Below are 18,029 nucleotides of genomic sequence, written 5' to 3'. Positions count from 1 at the left end.
CGGAACGCGGTTTTGCCGCAGATCACCCGGACGGGGTCATCGGACCCCGGGTCCATACTCCGTCACCCCATCATCACCCGCGCGACGCGCAGCCATCCATGCGCCCTGCAGGCAGTCCACATGTACATACTGCGCGGTTTAGTCGTCACGCGATAGCACCGTCGCATGAATGCCGAACCGCGTCGCGCGCGGCCCCCGGCCGTGACAACCCCGGCTAGCTCGTGGTTGTTCGCTCCGTATTTGCTGGTGAGCGGAGTGTGGTCGGCGGGAACCACCCGTTTGCAGGCCCCCTAAAGTCGTGGGGTAGAGTCTGCCGGACACCGTGAGCGGGCGATTAGCTCAGCGGGAGAGCGCTTCGTTCACACCGAAGAGGTCGCTGGTTCGATCCCAGTATCGCCCACCGGATGAAGGCCCTGGACCATCGGTCCAGGGCCTTCATTCATTTCCGGGCACCCTCGGCGGTGGGCCGTGCGGCGGCAGTCGATCCCCAGGTCGGACGCGGGTTATGTGGGGGCGGTACTTCTGCCGTCGCGGAGATCGCGGTCGGCGCGGCTGAATCCCTCGGGTATGGCCGGGGTCGCGTTGTGCCGCCGGTTCGGAGATCGACGAAGCCCGCTCTTCCGGCCGATGTGGACATTCGTCCAGAACCGCATGTCACTTCGCGAAAGTGTCGCATCGTCCGGCCGCTGAGACATCTTTGTGATTCTCGGCACGCGGCGGCCGACGAAAGGTTCAGACCATGAAGAAAGTGACCTGGGGCATGGCCGGGCCGCTCACCCGTCCGGCTCCGGCGGCGGGGTCGCCGTGATGCTGGCGTGATGTGACGAAACACCACTCCGGTGACCGATTGACAAGGTAGGTCCGCGTGCGGTGAACGGGTCCGGCGAGCCGTGGTGCTCCGGGGTCGTGAAATCCACAATGGACCGGCCCGGGGGCCGACTTCCCAAGACCGTCCACTGTGGAGTTTTCCGCGCCGATCGGCCGATCGGGGACGCGGTGCTCCAAGTGGCCGCGAAAGCCGGGAATTCGTGACTACTTTGCGTAGTTGTTCGGCGGATACGGTCTATTACGCATCGTCATCATCTTGTTATCACCAGGCCATTCATTTGCCGGATGCCGGGGCAGGGTGTGACTGGAAACCCTTGTAACGATGGCCGGAGAGTGGCCGATACCTTGGCGTGTGTCGCCCCATTGGCCGCTGAAGGACCTTGAGAATCGATCACTCTTCGAAATCGCTCTCATTTACTCAGCGTGTTGATCCGGCGTTCGGGAATTCCCACTCCGGGAGGTCTGATGGAAGAGTCGATGCGGCCGTCGTCCACCGTCAAGGGGACGCCGCAGCACATCGACCTCCAGTCGATCCCGCCCGCTCCGCGACGGGGTGCGGGCGATGCCGCCGCGGTCGACGCCACGTCGGCGCGGCCGCCGTACGCGGCTTGGGAATCGCGCTACCGCGCCTGGGTCATCGGTAGTGACGTTTTCACCGCGTTCGTGCTCATCGTGATGAGCGCCTTCTTGATCGATCGATCAGATCCGCACGACATGCACGCTCTCGGTACCGCCGCGGCCTTCCTGTTCGGGTTGTCGGTCTGCCGTGCCTGGAGTCCGCGCGTGCTGGGCGAAGGCGCGGAGGAGTATCGGACGCTGGGCCGGGGCCTGGTGACCACGGCTGTCCTCGTCGCGCTGGGCGGCCTTCTCTTCGGCGCGCTCGCCGTGCAGCCCTGGGTCTTCATCATCGTCCCGATGATCTCGGTCTTCATGTTCCTGCAGCGGTACGCGCTGAGACAGGTGCTGCACCGGCGCAGACGGCTCGGTGAATGCCTGCTGCCGGTGCTCGCGGCCGGAAGCCCCGACACGGTCGCCGACCTGATCGCCCGTACCAAGGCCGATCCCCATGTCGGCTGGCGGGTCGAAGCCGTCTGCACGTACTCCGGCGCCGGCGCGGAGCGGGGGAGCGGTGAGGTGGAAGGCGTCCCGGTCGTCGGGAAGCTGGACGACCTCGCGGGCCATGTCCGCCGCGGTGGCTACCGGGTGGTCGCCGTGACCGCCGATCAGCACTGGAATCCGAAACGTCTGCAGCGGCTCGCCTGGGACCTCGAAGGCACGTCCGCCGAAATGGTGGTCGCGCCGGTGCTGATGGAGGTCGCCGGTCCCCGGCTGAACGTCTCCGGTGTGCTCGGCATGCCGCTGCTGCGGGTCACCGCGCCGATGTTCACCGGCGGCCGCCGCCTGGTCAAGGAGGCACTCGACCGGTTCGGCTCCGCCCTGCTCCTCAGCTTCGTCTCCCCGCTGCTGCTGGTGATCGCGGTCGCGATCAAACTCGACGATCGCGGACCGGTGATCTACCGGCAGCGGCGCGTCGGCCGGGACGGCCACACCTTCACGATGCTGAAGTTCCGCACGATGGTGACGAACGCCGACAAGCTCAAGCGGGATCTCCAGGCGGACAACGAAGGCGCGGGCCCGTTGTTCAAGATGCGCAAGGATCCGCGGATCACGCGGGTCGGAGGCCTGCTTCGCCGGTACTCGCTGGACGAACTGCCGCAGTTGCTCAACGTCGTGAGCGGGCGGATGTCGCTCGTCGGCCCTCGCCCGCCGCTGCCGGAGGAGACCGCGAAGTACGCTCCCGACGCACGCCGTCGTCTGTTGGTCAAACCGGGGCTGACCGGGCTCTGGCAGGTCAGCGGCCGCAGCGACCTCAGCTGGGCCGAGAGCATCCGGCTCGACCTGCGTTACGTCGAGGACTGGTCTCTCGCGCTCGACCTGGTGATCCTCTGGAAGACCTTCCGTGCCGTGGTGCAGGGGCGAGGAGCTTACTGACGCGTTGCTGTGACCGGCCCCACACGCGACGATAGTTGAACGAGAAATAGTTCAGCGCTCAACTAGGTTGGGACGGGTACAGGACGCGTACGGAAGGAAGATCCACCCATGACCACCAGCGTTGAGCCGACCGAAGCCTTGAATCTCCCGCAGGACGTTCAGGACCTGTTGTTCCGCGAGGCCCGCACCGCGAACAACTTCAGCGACGAGCCGGTGACCGACGAGCAGATCCGTGCGATCTACGAGCTGGTCAAATGGGCTCCGACGTCGATGAACAACCAGCCGCTGCGCGCGCTGGTGATCCGCACCGAAGAGGGCAAGAAGCGCCTCGCCCCGCTGATGGCGGAGGGCAACCGCGCCAAGACCGAGGCCGCGCCCGTGACCGTCGTGCTGGCCGCCGACACCGAGTTCCACGAGAACCTGCCGCGCACCTTCCCGCACTTCCCGGGCGCCAAGGACCTGTTCGCCGACGAGGCGGGCCGCGTCGAAACCGCCAAGCTCAACGCGCTGCTGCAGGTCGGCTACTTCATCATCGGCGTCCGCGCCGCCGGGCTGGCCGCCGGCCCGATGACCGGCTTCGACGCCGAGGGCATCGACAAGGAGTTCTTCGCGGACAAGCCGTGGAAGTCCCTCGTTGTGATCAACGTCGGCAAGCCGGGCGACAACCCCTGGTTCGACCGCCTGCCGCGGCTGGACTTCGACGAGGTCGTCGAGACCGTCTGACCTCGTCCCGCGATACGCGAAGGCCTTCTTCCGATGGGAAGGAGGCCTTCGTGCTGTTAGAGGTAATGCGCGTGAGCCGCGCCGCACCTGACGACTAACATCACGGGAACCATCCGCCATCACCGCGAGGAGTCCATCGTGTCCCAGCCGTCGTCAGTAGCAGCCGCAACCGCCCCGCGCGTGGTGGTGCCGGCGGGCACTACGGCGGGCACCGCGGTCCGCGAAGCCGGGCTGCCGACCAAGGGACCGGACACGATCGTCGTCGTGCGCGACGCCTCGGGGAACCTCCGCGATCTCTCCTGGGCGCCGGACTCCGAGGTCGAGGTGGAGGCCGTCGCCGCCCACACCGAGGACGGCCGCAGCGTCATCCGCCACTCGGCCGCCCACGTGCTCGCCCAGGCAGTGCAGCAGCAGTTCCCGCAGGCCAAGCTCGGCATCGGGCCGCCGGTCAAGGACGGCTTCTACTACGACTTCGCCGTCGACACCCCGTTCACTCCGGAAGATCTGCAGGCGCTCGAAAAGCGCATGAAGCAGATCGTGAAGGGCGCGCAGCAGTTCTCCCGCCGCGTCTTCGACTCGGTCGACGAGGCCAAGAAGGAACTGGCGGACGAGCCGTTCAAGCTGGAGCTCGTCGACATCAAGTCCGATGTGGACACCAGTGAGGTGATGGAGGTCGGCGGCGGCGAGCTGACCATCTACGACAACCTCGACCCGCGCACCAAGGAGCGCGTGTGGAGCGACCTCTGCCGAGGCCCGCACGTGCCGACCACCAAGTTCATCCCGGCGTTCAAGCTCACCCGCGTCGCCGCCGCGTACTGGCGCGGTGACGACAAGAACCCGCAGCTGCAGCGGATCTACGGCACCGCTTGGGAATCCGCCGAAGCGCAGGACGTCTACCTGGAGCGTCTCGCCGAGGCCGAGCGGCGCGACCACCGTAAGCTCGGTGTCGAACTGGACCTGTTCTCCTTCCCCGATGAGATCGGTTCGGGGCTGCCGGTGTTCCACCCCAAGGGCGGGATCATCCGGCAGGAGATGGAGAACTACTCGCGGCAGCGGCACGTCGAAGCCGGGTACGACTTCGTCTACTCGCCGCATATCACCAAGGGCGCGCTGTTCGAGACCTCCGGTCACCTCGACTGGTACCGCGACGGCATGTACCCGGCGATGCACCTCGACGCCGAGCACAACGAGGACGGTTCGGTCCGCAAACCCGGCCAGGACTACTACCTCAAGCCGATGAACTGCCCGTTCCACGACCTGATCTTCCGGTCGCGCGGACGTTCCTACCGGGAACTGCCGCTGCGGATGTTCGAGTTCGGCTCCGTGTACCGCTACGAGAAGTCCGGCGTGATCCACGGCCTGACCCGCGTGCGCGGTATGACGCAGGACGACGCGCACATCTTCTGCACCCTGGAGCAGGTCCCCGGTGAGCTGAAGTCCCTTTTGGACTTCGTGTTGAACCTGTTGCGCGACTACGGCCTCGACGATTTCTACCTCGAACTGTCCACTCGGAACGAAGAGAAGTACATCGGGTCCGAAGAGGTCTGGGCCGAGGCGACCGAGGTGCTGCGCACCGCCGCCGTGGACTCCGGGCTGGAGCTCGTGCCGGATCCGGGCGGCGCCGCGTTCTACGGGCCGAAGATCTCCGTGCAGGCGAAGGACGCCCTGGGCCGCACCTGGCAGATGTCGACCATCCAGCTGGACTTCATGCTGCCCGAGAAGTTCGAACTGGAGTACACCGCGGGCGACGGCAGCCGTCAGCGTCCGGTGATGATCCACCGCGCGCTGTTCGGCTCGATCGAGCGGTTCTTCGGCGTGCTGACCGAGCACTACGCGGGCGCGTTCCCGGCGTGGCTTTCGCCCGTCCAGGTGGTCGGCATCCCGATCACCGAGGACCAGGTCGAGCATCTGCGCGGCGTCGAGAAGGCATTGCGCGCCAAGGGGATCCGGGCCAACGTCGACGCGAGCGACGACCGGATGCAGAAGAAGATCCGCACTCACACCACGCAGAAGGTGCCCTTCATGCTCCTGGCGGGCGCGAAGGACGTCGAGGCGGGCGCGGTGTCGTTCCGGTTCCGCGACGGTGGCCAGATCAACGGGGTCCCGGTGGCCGACGCCGTCGAGGCGATCGCCGGCTGGGTCCAGCGCCGTGAGAACTCCTCGCCGACCGTGGCGGGCTTGGAGGCGGTCCTCCGGTGACGGGCCCCGATGGCCCTGAAGTCGTCGGACAGGACGGTGTGGGGGTCCAGGACGCGTTGCAGCGCCTGTGGACCCCGCACCGGCTCGCCTATGTGCAGGGGTCGAAGAGACCCGATGAGGGCTGCCCGTTCTGCCGTCTCCCCGAGAAGAGTGACGAGGACGCGCTGATCCTCGCGCGCGGAAAGACGGTGTACGCGGTGCTGAACCTGTACCCGTACAACCCCGGCCACCTGATGGCCGTGCCGTACCGTCACGTCGCGGACTACACGGACCTGACGGCGGAAGAGACCGTCGAGGTGGCGGAGTTCACCCAGCGCGCGATGCGGGTGATCCGCGAGGTGTCCTCGGCGCACGGGTTCAACATCGGGATGAACCAGGGCGTGATCGCCGGCGCGGGAATCGCCGCGCATCTGCACCAGCACGTGGTGCCGAGGTGGGGCGGCGACGCGAACTTCATGCCGGTGATCGGGCATACGAAGGTGCTGCCGCAGTTGCTGGGGGAGACGCGGCACCTGCTGGCGGATGCCTGGTAACTCCGGCTCGGCCAGGCCTGCGATGGCATTTCGTCCTCTGGATGCGGTCCTTGCACGTGCAACTACCGCATCCAGAGGACGAAATGCGGGAGGGCATCAGGCGTTCAGCGCGGCCTGAAGCTCGATGTCGATCTTGACCTTCTCGGACAGGAAGGCGTTGCCCTCCGGGCCGATGCCGAAGTCGCGGCGGTTCACGGTGGCGCCGGCCGAGACGCCGAGAGTGGTGGCGTTGTCGTTGGCCGGGTTGGTGCCGATGCCGTTGAACTCGGCCTCGAGCGAGACCGGGACGGTCTTGCCGCGCCAGGTGAGCTCACCGTCGATGACGTAGTCGCCGCCGTCCTCGCGGATGCCGGTCGAGCGGAAGGTGATGACCGGGTGCTCGTCGACGTGGAAGAAGTCCTCGGACTTGAGGTGCGTGTCACGCCCGTCGACGCCACTGGCGACCGACGACGCGTCGATCTCGACGGTGACCGAGGAGTCGAGGATGTTGTCGGCGGTGACGACCTCGCCGGTGAAGGCGGTGAAGTTGCCACGGGACTTCGCCAGGCCGAGGTGCTTCACGGTGTAGGCGATGTCGGAGTGGGCGGTGTCGATCGTCCACTTGCCTGCGACGTAGCCGGGGATCTCGGTGGTGGTCATGAGAGTCGATCTCCAAAAGTCTGTGTGCGGCTGTGGTGAACCCTCAGCTCGTTGAGCGCTCAACCATGACTGTAGCGCAATTTTGTTGAGCGTTCAACCAGGAGTAGAATGGTGGTATGTCCGAACCCCGATGGCTCTCTGACGAGGAGCAAAAAGTCTGGCGCGACTTCTCCGCGGCCACGCGGATGCTGCAAGCGCATCTGGAGGGCCAGCTTCAGCACGAGGCGGGCATGCCCCACACCTACTACGAAGTGCTCGTCGCCCTGTCCGAGGCGCCGGACAGGCGACTTCGGATGAGTGAACTCGCCGATGCGCGCAAGGCGTCGCGCAGCAGGCTTTCGCACGCGGTCGCGCGGCTCGAGGCGAACGGCTGGGTGCGCCGTGAGTCCTGTCCCACCGACAAACGCGGTTCCTGGGCGGTGCTCACCCCCGCCGGTTTCGCCGCGCTTGCGGAGGCCGCGCCCGGGCACGTCGAGGCCGTCCGTGAGAGCCTCTTCGACCCACTGACCCCCGAACAGGTGACGGCGCTCGGCGAAATCAGCGCTGCTGTGCTGGCGCGGTTGTCGCCGAAATGTGCCGCCGCCGAGGCGGAACTGGCGCTGCGGGAAGGGACGCTCGCAGACCTCGAGGAGCCCGCTGGACTGGCCCGAGCGGACTGACCGGGAGCCGCTCCAGGGCGGGCACGACGACAGACGTCGGTGCGGGTGGATAGGCTTCGGGCGGCCACCCGACCCTGCTGCTTAGGTGCACCTGAAGAACCGATGCTCAACATTTTCGCGCGCGCCTCCGTTTCCCGCGTCACCGACCCCATGGGGAAGGTGCTCGTGCGCGCCGGGCTGACCCCGAACGCGATGACCGTCATCGGCACGGCCGGGGCGGTGCTCTGCGCGCTCGCGTTCTTCCCCAACGACATGCTGCTGTGGGGCACGTTCACCGTCTGGGGCTTCGCGATGCTGGACCTGCTCGACGGCGCGATGGCCCGCGCCCGCGGGTACGGCACGGCGTTCGGGGCCGTCCTCGACGCCACCTGCGACAGACTGGTCGACGGCGCGTTGTTCGCCGCGATCGCCTGGTGGTGCTTCGTCCACGACGACAACCGCCCGGCCGCGGCCGCCGCGTTGATCTGCCTGGTGCTCGCGCAGGTCATCTCGTACGTCAAGGCGCGTGCCGAGGCTTCCGGGCTGGAGGCCGACGGCGGGCTCGTCGAGCGCGCGGAACGGCTGATCATCGCCCTCGTGGGAACCGGACTGCACGGTTTGGGCGTTCCGTACACCGTGGACATCACGCTCTGGCTGCTCGCGGTGCTTTCGGTGATCACCCTGCTGCAGCGGACGGCCGCGGTGGCCAAGGCGGCGAGGGCCGCCAAAGCGGCCGGGCCACCCGCCGCGGAGGGTGGGGCATGAGCGGGTTCTCCCAGCGGCTCAGTGACTTCGGCTACGCGGTGGGCTGGCGGCTCGCGCGCTGGTTGCCGGAGTCGGCAGGCGCGGTGACCTTCGGACTGGGCGCCGACCTCGCCGTCCGGCGGGACGGCGGTGGCGTTCGCCAGTTGCGGCGCAATCTGGCCAGAGTGGTGCCGCAGGCCGACGGCGTCGAACTCGACGAACTGACCCGCCGCGCGATGCGTTCCTACGCGCGCTACTGGCACGAGATGTTCCGGCTGCCCTCGATGGACCACAAGGAGGTCAGCCGCAAGGTCGCCCAGTCGATCACCGGCGTGGAGAACCTCGACGCCGCCCTCGCCGAGGGCAACGGCGCGGTGATGGCGTTGCCGCACAGCGGGAACTGGGACGCGGCGGGCGTGTGGCTCGCGGATTACCTCGGCGGTTTCACCACGGTCGCGGAGCGGCTGAAACCCGAATCGCTGTACCAGCGGTTCGTGTCCTACCGGGAGTCTCTCGGCTTCGAGATCGTGCCGTTGACCGGTGACAGCTCCGCGATGCGCGTGCTGCTCAAGCGGCTGCGTGAGAACAAGGCGATCTGCCTGGTGGGTGACAGGGACCTGACGAATTCCGGCGTACCCGTCAAGTTCTTCGGCGAGCAGACCCGGATGCCGGGCGGTCCCGCCAGGCTGGCCGCCACCACCGGCGCCGCGCTGATCCCGGCGGGCTGCTGGTTCACCGAGGACGGCTGGCAGATCCGGCTGCATCCGCGGATCCGGGTCACGAACCGATCCGAGGTCCCGGCGGCCACCCAGGCGCTGGCGGACATCTTCGCCGGGGACATCGCCGCGCATCCGGCCGACTGGCACATGATGCAGAAGTTCTGGCTCTCCGATCTCGAAGCCGGGGAACAGGCCGAGCTCGGCGAAGCGAGCTGAGCCGATGCCTCAGGCGCGGGTCATGAAGATCGGGATCGTCTGCCCGTATTCGTTCGACGTGCCGGGTGGAGTGCAGGGGCACGTCATCGATCTCGCGAAGGCGCTGCTGGCGCGCGGGCACCAGGTCTCGGTCCTCGCTCCGGCGGACGAGGACTCCGACGTCCCGGATTTCGTCGTCCCCGCCGGAAAAGCGCTCGGCATCCCGTACAACGGCTCGGTCGCGCGGTTGCAGTTCGGGCCGGTGTCCTACTCGAGGGTGCGGCGGTGGATCCGCGATGGCGACTTCGACGTCCTGCACCTGCACGAGCCTGCCGCGCCGAGTCTTTCCCTGCTGGCGCTGAAGGTCGCGGACGGCCCGATCGTGGCGACCTTCCACGCCGCGACGACGCGTTCGCGCACGCTGGCGGCGTTCCAGCCGGTGCTGCGCCCGCTGCTGGAGAAGATCACCGCGCGGATCGCGGTGTCGGCGCTGGCCCGCCGGGTCCAGGTCGAGCACTCCGGCGGGGACGCGGTCGAGGTGCCCAACGGCGTCGACGTCGACTTCTTCTCCCGGGCGCTCCCGCTGGACGGCTATCCGCGAGCGGGTGGCACGGTCGGCTTCGTCGGGCGGTACACCGAGTCCCGCAAGGGGATGGGGGTGCTGCTGGAGGCGTTGCGGATGCTGCTGCCGGAGTTCGAGGAGCTGCGCTTGCTGGTCGTCGGGCGCGGCGACGCCGGTCAGCTCCGGCGCGAGGCCGGGCCGGAGCTCGCGCCGCATATCGACCTGCTGGGCCAGGTCGACGACGAGACGAAGGCGCGGGCACTGCGCAGCGTCGACGTCTACTGCGCGCCGAACACCGGCGGCGAGAGCTTCGGGATGATCCTCACCGAGGCGATGGCGGCGGGGACCCCCGTTCTGGCCAGCGACCTCGACTCGTTCCGCCGGGTGCTCGACGACGGCAAGGCCGGGCTGCTGACCGAGACCGGCGACGCGGCGGCGCTGGCCGGCGGATTGCGTGAGCTTCTCGGAGACCCGGCTCGCCGGGTGTCGCTGGCGGCGGCCGCGGGGGAGCGGGTCGCGATGTTCGACTGGTCCGTGGTCACCACGCAGGTGCTGCGCGTGTACGAGGCGGCGATCGCCGCCGATCCCCGCCGGGTCGGCGCGGGCGAACGCGAGTTCAGCCGATGACGGCCTGGGTGTGGATCGGCGGTCTGGTGGCCGCGATAGTGGTGCTGGGCGGGCTGTTCCTGCTCGCGACGGCGAACCGGCTGGACCGGCTGCACGTCCGTACGGACGCGGGCTGGGCGGCGCTCGACGCGGCCCTCGCGCGGCGCGCCGTCGTCACCAGGGCGGCCGCAGCGATCCTGGGCGACGAGGAACTGCGTGCGTTGGCCGAGCGTGCCGAGCGGGCGCCGAGGCAGGACCGGGAAGCCGAAGAAAGCGAACTGACGCTGCGGCTGGCGCGGGTCGACCGCGCGTCCCTGCCACCGCCACTGGCCGAGGAGCTGACCGACGCCGAACACCGCGTCGTCATCTCGCGGCGCGTGCACAACGACGCCGTCCGGGACACCCTGCATCTGCGGCGGCGGCGAAAGGTCCGGTACTTCGGTCTCGCCGGGACGGCCCGGCTTCCGGAGTACTTCGAGATCGCCGAGCCCGATCTGTAGGAGGACGAACCCATGAGCGAGCGGTTGCTGGTGGCTGTGTTCGCGACGCCGGTGGCGTCGTTCCTCCTGCGCTACGGCAAGGATCTCGGCTATCGGGCGGCGTTGTTCGACCCGGACGGGGCCCGGGTGACAGACGTCGAGAACGGCTTGGAGGCCGTCACGACGATGCCGGAACTCGGCACGGACGCCGATGTCGTCGTCACCGACCACAACCGGCCCGAACTCGGCGACGTGCTCAAGGCCGTGCTGGACCGTCCGACTCGATGGATCGGGGTGCTCGGCAATCCGCGCCATGCCGGCCCGCACGTCGCAGCGCTCAAGGCGCTGGAGGTTCCCGACCAGGAGATCGCCCGTGTGCATCGCCCGGTCGGGCTGAACATCGGCTCGCGCACCCCGCCCGAAATCGCCATCGCCACCCTGGCCGGTCTGCTGGCCGACCGGAACGGACGCTCCGGCGGCTTCGAATTCCCGTCACCCCGCGTTTAGTCCTCTGAATGCGGTGCTTGCGTGCGCATGAAGCGCATTCAGAGGACTAAACGCGGGCTCAGTGGGCCACCGCTCCTTCCGGCATCGGCTCGAACCGGGCGTGCCTGCGGGTGAACGTCGCCGTGCCCGAGGTCAGTGAGCGCAGGTCGATGGCGTAGCGGAGGAGTTCGGCCGCGGGCACCTCGGCGCGGATGACGGTGCGGCCGCCTTCACCCGATTCGGTGCCGAGTACGCGGCCGCGCCGGGACGAGAGGTCGCCCAGCACGGTGCCCAAGTGCTCGTCCGGAAGCCGCACCGCCACCTCTTCGAGTGGTTCGAGCAGCGCGATCTTGCCCGCCGCGGCGGCCTCCTTCAGTGCCAGCGCGCCCGCCGTCTGGAACGCGGCGTCCGACGAGTCGACGCTGTGCGCCTTGCCGTCGACGAGGCTCACCCGGATGTCGATCAGCGGATGGCCGTCGACGATCCCTCGCTGTGCCTGGGCTCGGACGCCCTTTTCGACACTCGGGATGAACTGGTGGGGTACCGAGCCACCGACGACCTTGTCCACGAACTCGAAGCCCGAACCCCTCGGCAGCGGCTGGACTTCGATGTCGCAGACGGCGAACTGGCCGTGGCCGCCGGACTGTTTGACGTGCCTTCCGTGCCCGCGGCTCGGTCCGGCGAAGGTCGAACGCAGGCTGATGCGGACGGGCTCGGTGCCCACGTCGGCGCCTCCCGCGCGCAGCCGCGACAGCACGACGTCGGCGTGCGCCTCGCCCATGCACCACAGCACAAGCTGGTTGGTCTCGGCGTTGCGGTCCAGCCGGAGCGTCGGGTCACCGGCGACGAGCCGGGAAAGGTTGCGCGCCAAGGTGTCCTCGTCGCTGCGCGTCTTCGCGACGACGGCGACCGGCAGCAGCGGTTCCGGCATCGCCCACGGTTTCATGATCAGCGGGTCCTCGGGTGAGGAGACGGTGTCACCCGTTTCCGCCGAACCGACCTTGGTGAGCGCGCAGAGGTCGCCCGCGACGCAGTACGGGACTTCGCGCAGGTTCGCCCCGAGCGGTGAGTACAGATGCGCGACCCGTTCGTCGGCGTCGTGATCCTCGTGGCCGCGTTCGGCGAGACCGTGGCCCGAGACGTGCACCGGCCGTTCGGGTCGAAGCGTCCCGGAGAACACCCGCACCAGCGACACTCTGCCGACGTAAGAGTCGACAGCGGTCCGGACCACCTCGGCGGCCAGCGGACCGTCGGGGTCGGCGCGGAGATCGGCGTGCGGTTCGCCGGTGGGCGAGGTGACCTTCGGCGGGACGTGCTCCAGCGGTGACGGGAAGGCGCGCACGATCCCGTCGAGGACCTCGGCGAGCCCGACCCCGGTCGTCGCGCACACCGGGATGACCGGATGGAAGGACCCGCGGGTGACGGCGGTCTCGAGGTCCGTGATCAGCGTGTCCTCGGGGATCTCTTCGCCGGAGAGGTAGCGGTCCATCAGGGACTCGTCTTCGCTCTCGGCGATGACCCCTTCGATCAGTTCGTCGCGCGCCTCGGTCATCCGGGCGAGATCGGCCTCGTCCGGCTCTCCGACCTCGGGTGGGAAGCCGTTCGAGTAGTCGAAGTAGCGGCGCGTGATGAGTCCGACGAGCCCATCGCGAGCGGGGAGGTACAGCGGCAGGACTCCGGCGCCGAAGGCTTCCTGGCAAGCCGCGATCTCGCCTTCGGGGTCCGCGCGGTGATGGTCGAGCCGGGAGACGATCACCGCCCTCGGCATCCCGACGGCCGCGCACTCCTCCCAGACCGCGACCGTGGCCGCGTCGACACCTTCCGCCGCGCAGACCACGAACAACGCCGCGTCGGCGGCCCGGAGCCCGGCCCGCAGTTCGCCGACGAAATCGGCGTACCCGGGGGTGTCGATGAGGTTGATCTTGTGGCCTTGGTGCAGTACCGGCGCGACCGAAAGACCGACCGACCGCTGCTGCCGGACCGCGGCGGGGTCGTGGTCGCACACCGTGGTGCCCTCCACGACCGAGCCCGCCCGCGTCACCGTGCCGGAGGCGGCGAGCAGTGCTTCGGCGAGTGTCGTCTTGCCCGATCCCGACGGGCCGACCAGGACGACGTTGCGTACTTTCGCCGGGTCGTCCACAGCGACGGCGGCCCCGGAGTCTCCGTTCTTGCTCTGTTTGTCGGCCATGCCGGTCTCCTCACCACACGGTGCCGCGTACAGGTGTGTCCTCGATCACACACCCGCGACGGCCGTCGCGGCAAGGTGACCGGCGAGGGACCCCCCGAATGTCGATACGCCGTTATGCTCGATGGCGGACACCCGGAGGCGATCCGACGGTGGGGGATGAGCGATGGAGCTCGACAGACGAACGGTGTTACGGCTGGCAGGCGCGCTTCCGGTGCTCACGGCGGCGCCCGCGGCGATCCCCGAGGGGGGTGGTCCGTGGGAACGGTTGCGCGCCCGGCTGACGGGTGAGCTGTTCCGGCCCGGCGACCCCGGCTACGACGAAGTGAGGCTCGGGTTCTTCAGCCTTTACGACCATCGGCTGCCCGCCGGTGTCGCGGTCTGCGCGACCGAGGACGACGTGCGGCATTGCGTCGATTTCGCGGCCAGGCGGCGGATTCCGATCGCGGCACGCTCGGGCGGGCACAGTTACGCCGGCTATTCCATTGTGGACAGAGGGCTCGTCGTCGACCTGTCCCGGCTGAACGCGGTCGAGATCCTGCCCGGCGGCCGGGTGGCGATCGGCGCGGGCGCGCGGCTCGGCCAGGTGTACGAGGCGTTGGCGGCGGCGGGCCGTGCGCTGCCCGTCGGCAGCTGCCCTCAGGTTGGCATCGCGGGCCTGACCCTCGGCGGCGGGATCGGCGTGCTGGCCCGCAAGTACGGGCTGACCTGCGACAACGTGGAATCCGTGCGCTTCGTCGGCGCCGACGGGAAACTGCGCCTGGTGTCGGCGGAGACCGCGCCGGACCTGTTGTGGGCGTTGCGCGACGGGGGTGGCGGCAACTTCGGCATCGTCACGTCCTTCACGTTCCGCACGGCGGCGGCCAGGACGCTGACGAACTTCAACCTGACCTTCCCGCCCGCCGTCCTGGCCGCGCTGGTCGCGGCCTGGCAGGAGTGGCAGCCCGCGATGCCGGACGAACTGTGGTCCGGGATGGGCCTCGGCGCGACGGCCGCGAACTGCGGTGGCTGCTTCGTGGGCTCCGCCGCGCAGGTGAACCCGCTGCTGGATGATCTGGTCCGCCGCGTCGGCACTCAGCCGACCAAACGCGAGGTGACCGAGCAGGGCCATCTCGCCACGATGCGCACTTTCGCCAAGGAGGCCGAGTTCCCCGCCGCGGTCGCCCAGCGCGGCAAGTATGTGGCCACTTCGAGAATGCTGACCCATCCGGTGCCCGACCCCGGCGCGCTGGCGTCGTTGCTGACGAGCGATCCGCAGCTGTACTCGATCGTGGACGCGTACGGGGGCGCGATCGCGCGGGTGCCGTCGAGCGAGTCGTGCTTCCCACACCGGTCGGCGCTGGGCAGCATCCAGATCACCCGTGGGCTGGAGGGCGGCGAGACGTCCGCGCGCCGGGCGATCGGCCTGGTCCGGGACGAACTCGGCCGGGAGTACGGGCGGACCGGGTACGTCAACTACATCGACCCGGAGATGCCGGACTGGGCGAAGGCGTACTACGGCGGCAGTCTCCCGCGGCTGCGCCGGGTGGCGCGGAAGTACGACCCGGACGGCCTGTTCGCCTTCGATCAGGGCCTCGCCCGCTAGGCCCCTTTCGCATTTCGTCCTCTGGATGCGGTACTTGCGCGCGCAAGTACCGCATCCAGAGGACCAAATGCGGGCCAGATCACCCAGTGGACTGCTGAAATCGCCGCGAACTGGCCTGCTTCAGAGGTCCAAAAGCGGCCTACCCTCGAAGGCGTCACCCCACCTCGTGCGTTTTCCGAAAGGTCCAGCAGTGTCTGACGACTCCACGAACACGGCCACCACCTCGCTCACCGGCACCGCCCGGGTCAAGCGCGGGATGGCGGAGATGCTCAAGGGCGGTGTGATCATGGACGTGGTCACCGCCGAGCAGGCGAAGATCGCCGAGGACGCCGGCGCCGTCGCGGTGATGGCACTCGAGCGGGTCCCCGCGGACATCCGCGCGCAGGGCGGCGTGGCCCGGATGAGCGACCCGGACCTGATCGACGGCATCATCGAGGCCGTTTCGATCCCCGTCATGGCGAAGGCCCGCATCGGCCACTTCGTCGAGGCTCAGCTGCTTCAGTCGCTCGGCGTCGACTACATCGACGAGTCCGAGGTGCTGACCCCGGCCGACTACGAGAACCACATCGACAAGTGGGCCTTCACCGTGCCCTTCGTCTGTGGTGCGACCAACCTCGGCGAGGCGCTGCGCCGCATCAACGAGGGCGCGGCGATGATCCGCTCCAAGGGCGAGGCCGGCACGGGCGACGTCTCGAACGCGACCACGCATATGCGCAAGATCCGCGCGGAGCTGCGCCGCCTTTCCTCGCTGCCCGAGGACGAGCTTTACGTTGCGGCGAAGGAACTCCAAGCCCCGTACGACCTCGTCAAGGAGGTCGCGGAGAAGGGTAAGCTCCCGGTCGTGCTGTTCACCGCCGGCGGTATCGCGACCCCGGCCGACGCCGCGATGATGATGCAGCTCGGTGCCGAAGGCGTGTTCGTCGGCTCCGGCATCTTCAAGTCCGGCAACCCGGCGCAGCGCGCCGAGGCGATCGTCAAGGCCACCACGTTCTACGACGACCCGGACGTCATCGCCAAGGTTTCGCGTGGTCTCGGTGAAGCGATGGTCGGGATCAATGTTTCAGATGTTCCCGAGCCGCACCGGCTGGCCGAGCGCGGCTGGTAACCCCGACTCGACTCCTGTACGGCACGGCCCGGCGCTCCTCGATGAGCGCCGGGCCGTCCCGCTGAGATCAAGCCGCGTGAATCAACGGGTGGGACCGTTCCTGGTCATCACGCTTCCTTGCGCCGCGGCACTGAGCGTCGTGATTCCGTCGTCGCTGATCACGTGAAGATCACAGCGGCAGGTGGCCTGCCGTCGGCCGCTGTGCAGGACCCGCGCCTCCGCCACGAGCCGGATTCCTTTCGCCGGCCGCAGATAGTTGATGCTGAAGCCGCCGGTGAGAACATCAGGGCCCAGTGTGGTCCCGGCCGCGAAGGTGATCGCGTTGTCCGCGGCATAGGCGAGTACCCCGCCGTGGAGATACCCGTTCTGCTGCAACAGGTCTTCGCGGATGTCGAGTTCCAGGGTCGCGGCGCCGTTTCCGAATGAGGCCACCCGGGTTCCGAGCAGAACGCTGAACGGTTGCGAGGCGAGGCCCTTGCGGGCGTCTTCGAGGGTCAGTGCGGTCATCAGAGCCACGCTTTCAAATCGGCCAAATCCACCATGGGCATTCCCCAGCGCAGCGCCGCGACTTCGAGGTCGGCGCTGCCAGCCATATTGCCGTCGGGGTTCATCACTTCGCAGCACACACCGACCGGAGGGAGGCCGGCGGCGGTGCACAACGCCACTGTCGCTTCGGTGTGCCCGGACCGCTCGGCGAGCAGACCCGGCCGGGCGGCGAGCGGGAACACGTGTCCAGGACGCAGAAAGTCCTTGGCCGTCGCGTCCGGATCGGCCAGCTTCCGCACGGTGGCGGCACGTTCGGCGGCGGATACGCCGGTGCCCGTTCCCGCGGCCAGGTCGACCGGTATCGACCACGCCGTTCCCTGCCGGTCGCCTTCGCCGGGCATCGGCGCGATTTCGAGGCGCCGCAGCACTTCCGGCGCGCACGGCACCGCCGGAAAGCCGCAGACCTCGGTCAGCAGGAAGGTGAACGACTCCGGGCGGAGCCGGGCGCCGGCGAAGATCACGTCGCCCTCGCCCTCGGTTTCCGGATCCCACACGACGACACCACCACCGGCGGCGAGCTGGCGCAGTACCTTCTCCACGCCGGCGCGTCCATCGACGCGACCGGCCCACGGCAGCTGGGGCAACGCCTTCCCCACGGCCGAAGGTGGCGCCTTCTCGACCAAACGGCCGACCAGGTCGAGCTCCAGGTTCACCCGGTCTCCGGCCTTCAGGTCGCCGAGTGTGGTGGCCGAGCGGGTCATCGGGAGCAGCACGACCGAAATCCGGTCACGCAGGACCTCGGCGATGGTCACGCTGACACCGTCGAGGGCGATCGGGGACTTCGCGAGCAGCTTGTCCAGCAGACGCTGCGGAGGCCGGAGCCAGATCCGGCGGGCACCGCCTTCGTCGTCGATCCGGATCACCTTGCCGACGGCGTCGACGTAACCCTGGACCAGGTGTCCGTCCAGCGGATCGCCGACCTGAAGCGGCGTCTCGATATTGACAGCGTCCCCGGCCGCGAGCGTGTCGAATGTCGACCGGCGACGGGTTTCCGCGGAGAGCACCGCCTCCAAGACGCCGTCGGCCGGCCGTACGGTGAGCCGTACCCCGTTGACGCACGCCGATCCGCCGTCGTGGACGCGGTCCGCGCTCTTCGGCGCCCGCACACGCAGCACGTCGCCCTTGATCTGTTCGACGGCACCCAGCTCGCCGATTCGTCCAGTGAACATCGATCAACACCCCGTTTTGACGGCCGTACCCCGGAGAGCCCGGCGACGGCCGGACACGGGGAACGCGGGGTTTCACCGCCTGGCCCCGGAATCACA

General features: G+C 68.6%; 16 protein-coding genes and 1 tRNA gene. 13 read left to right on the top strand and 4 right to left on the bottom strand.

The features are described 5' to 3' along the window. Positions 1 to 328 precede the first annotated feature (328 nt). The 5 genes from ACZ6DT_RS12680 to ACZ6DT_RS12660 all read left to right on the top strand — a co-directional run bounded on the left by ACZ6DT_RS12680 (position 329) and on the right by ACZ6DT_RS12660 (position 6,275). A tRNA-Val gene (locus ACZ6DT_RS12680) sits at positions 329 to 400 on the top strand. Positions 401 to 1,293: 893 nt separating this feature from the next. Next, positions 1,294 to 2,820, top strand: a complete 1,527-nt coding sequence (locus tag ACZ6DT_RS12675; RefSeq protein ID WP_465592935.1) for a sugar transferase — start codon at positions 1,294 to 1,296, stop codon at positions 2,818 to 2,820. A 108-nt stretch (positions 2,821 to 2,928) separates the two neighbouring features. Further along, positions 2,929 to 3,543 (top strand): malonic semialdehyde reductase, encoded by a 615-nt coding sequence (locus tag ACZ6DT_RS12670; RefSeq protein ID WP_410580733.1) that lies wholly within the window; start codon positions 2,929 to 2,931, stop codon positions 3,541 to 3,543. A 138-nt stretch (positions 3,544 to 3,681) separates the two neighbouring features. Beyond that, on the top strand, positions 3,682 to 5,742 hold the full coding sequence (gene thrS, locus ACZ6DT_RS12665) for a threonine--tRNA ligase (protein WP_465592932.1): 2,061 nt from the start codon (positions 3,682 to 3,684) through the stop codon (positions 5,740 to 5,742). Continuing rightward, the gene (locus ACZ6DT_RS12660; protein ID WP_465592930.1) at positions 5,739 to 6,275 is read left to right on the top strand and encodes an HIT family protein; all 537 of its coding nucleotides are present in this window, start codon (positions 5,739 to 5,741) and stop codon (positions 6,273 to 6,275) included. Before thrS ends, ACZ6DT_RS12660 begins: the two co-directional genes overlap by 4 nt. Before the next feature lie 96 nt (positions 6,276 to 6,371). On the opposite strand, the gene ACZ6DT_RS12655 is transcribed toward ACZ6DT_RS12660, so the two are convergent. After that, complete coding sequence (locus ACZ6DT_RS12655; protein WP_465592927.1) at positions 6,372 to 6,914, bottom strand: YceI family protein; 543 nt, start codon at positions 6,912 to 6,914, stop codon at positions 6,372 to 6,374. A 116-nt stretch (positions 6,915 to 7,030) separates the two neighbouring features. Here ACZ6DT_RS12655 and ACZ6DT_RS12650 point away from each other — a divergent pair, with 116 nt between their 5' ends. The 6 genes from ACZ6DT_RS12650 (at position 7,031) to ACZ6DT_RS12625 (ending at position 11,364) form a co-directional block, all read left to right on the top strand. Next, positions 7,031 to 7,573, top strand: a complete 543-nt coding sequence (locus ACZ6DT_RS12650) for a MarR family winged helix-turn-helix transcriptional regulator (RefSeq protein WP_465592924.1) — start codon at positions 7,031 to 7,033, stop codon at positions 7,571 to 7,573. Positions 7,574 to 7,675: 102 nt separating this feature from the next. Beyond that, a complete protein-coding gene (gene pgsA / locus ACZ6DT_RS12645) occupies positions 7,676 to 8,317 on the top strand; it encodes a phosphatidylinositol phosphate synthase (protein ID WP_125788059.1) in 642 nt (213 codons plus the stop codon). Continuing rightward, on the top strand, positions 8,314 to 9,231 hold the full coding sequence (locus ACZ6DT_RS12640; RefSeq protein WP_465592920.1) for a phosphatidylinositol mannoside acyltransferase: 918 nt from the start codon (positions 8,314 to 8,316) through the stop codon (positions 9,229 to 9,231). The genes pgsA and ACZ6DT_RS12640 overlap by 4 nt, the downstream gene beginning before the upstream one ends. A gap of 22 nt (positions 9,232 to 9,253) precedes the next feature. Then, entirely contained in the window at positions 9,254 to 10,399 is a 1,146-nt protein-coding gene (locus ACZ6DT_RS12635) for a glycosyltransferase family 4 protein (RefSeq protein ID WP_465592918.1), read from the top strand. Beyond that, positions 10,396 to 10,878: an NUDIX hydrolase gene (locus tag ACZ6DT_RS12630; RefSeq protein WP_465592915.1), complete on the top strand. Its 483-nt coding sequence runs from the start codon at positions 10,396 to 10,398 to the stop codon at positions 10,876 to 10,878. Before ACZ6DT_RS12635 ends, ACZ6DT_RS12630 begins: the two co-directional genes overlap by 4 nt. A 12-nt stretch (positions 10,879 to 10,890) precedes the next feature. Beyond that, positions 10,891 to 11,364, top strand: coding sequence for an XdhC family protein (locus ACZ6DT_RS12625; protein ID WP_465592912.1), 474 nt, complete (start codon positions 10,891 to 10,893; stop codon positions 11,362 to 11,364). A 58-nt stretch (positions 11,365 to 11,422) separates the two neighbouring features. Here the strand turns inward: ACZ6DT_RS12625 and ACZ6DT_RS12620 are convergent, their stop codons facing one another. After that, on the bottom strand, positions 11,423 to 13,531 hold the full coding sequence (locus ACZ6DT_RS12620) for an elongation factor G-like protein EF-G2 (protein WP_465592909.1): 2,109 nt from the start codon (positions 13,529 to 13,531) through the stop codon (positions 11,423 to 11,425). Positions 13,532 to 13,694: 163 nt separating this feature from the next. Between ACZ6DT_RS12620 and ACZ6DT_RS12615 the strand changes: the two genes are divergently transcribed. Together ACZ6DT_RS12615 and pdxS are read left to right on the top strand one after the other, a co-directional pair. Continuing rightward, positions 13,695 to 15,113 carry an FAD-binding oxidoreductase gene (locus ACZ6DT_RS12615; protein ID WP_465592906.1) on the top strand — a complete coding sequence of 473 codons (1,419 nt, stop codon included), beginning with the start codon at positions 13,695 to 13,697 and terminating at the stop codon, positions 15,111 to 15,113. Positions 15,114 to 15,303: 190 nt separating this feature from the next. Then, positions 15,304 to 16,218, top strand: coding sequence for a pyridoxal 5'-phosphate synthase lyase subunit PdxS (pdxS, locus tag ACZ6DT_RS12610; RefSeq protein WP_465592903.1), 915 nt, complete (start codon positions 15,304 to 15,306; stop codon positions 16,216 to 16,218). Positions 16,219 to 16,299: 81 nt separating this feature from the next. Here pdxS and ACZ6DT_RS12605 read toward each other — a convergent pair whose 3' ends face one another. Together ACZ6DT_RS12605 and ACZ6DT_RS12600 are read right to left on the bottom strand one after the other, a co-directional pair. Continuing rightward, positions 16,300 to 16,725 carry a PaaI family thioesterase gene (locus ACZ6DT_RS12605; protein ID WP_465592900.1) on the bottom strand — a complete coding sequence of 142 codons (426 nt, stop codon included), beginning with the start codon at positions 16,723 to 16,725 and terminating at the stop codon, positions 16,300 to 16,302. Continuing rightward, entirely contained in the window at positions 16,725 to 17,933 is a 1,209-nt protein-coding gene (locus ACZ6DT_RS12600) for a 3,4-dihydroxy-2-butanone-4-phosphate synthase (protein WP_465592897.1), read from the bottom strand. Before ACZ6DT_RS12600 ends, ACZ6DT_RS12605 begins: the two co-directional genes overlap by 1 nt. Positions 17,934 to 18,029: the final 96 nt, after the last annotated feature.

The organism is Amycolatopsis sp. NPDC041971, assembly GCF_055588925.1.
Note: the sequence above shows the minus strand (reverse complement) of the source record. Positions and strands in the feature narration are given on the sequence as shown.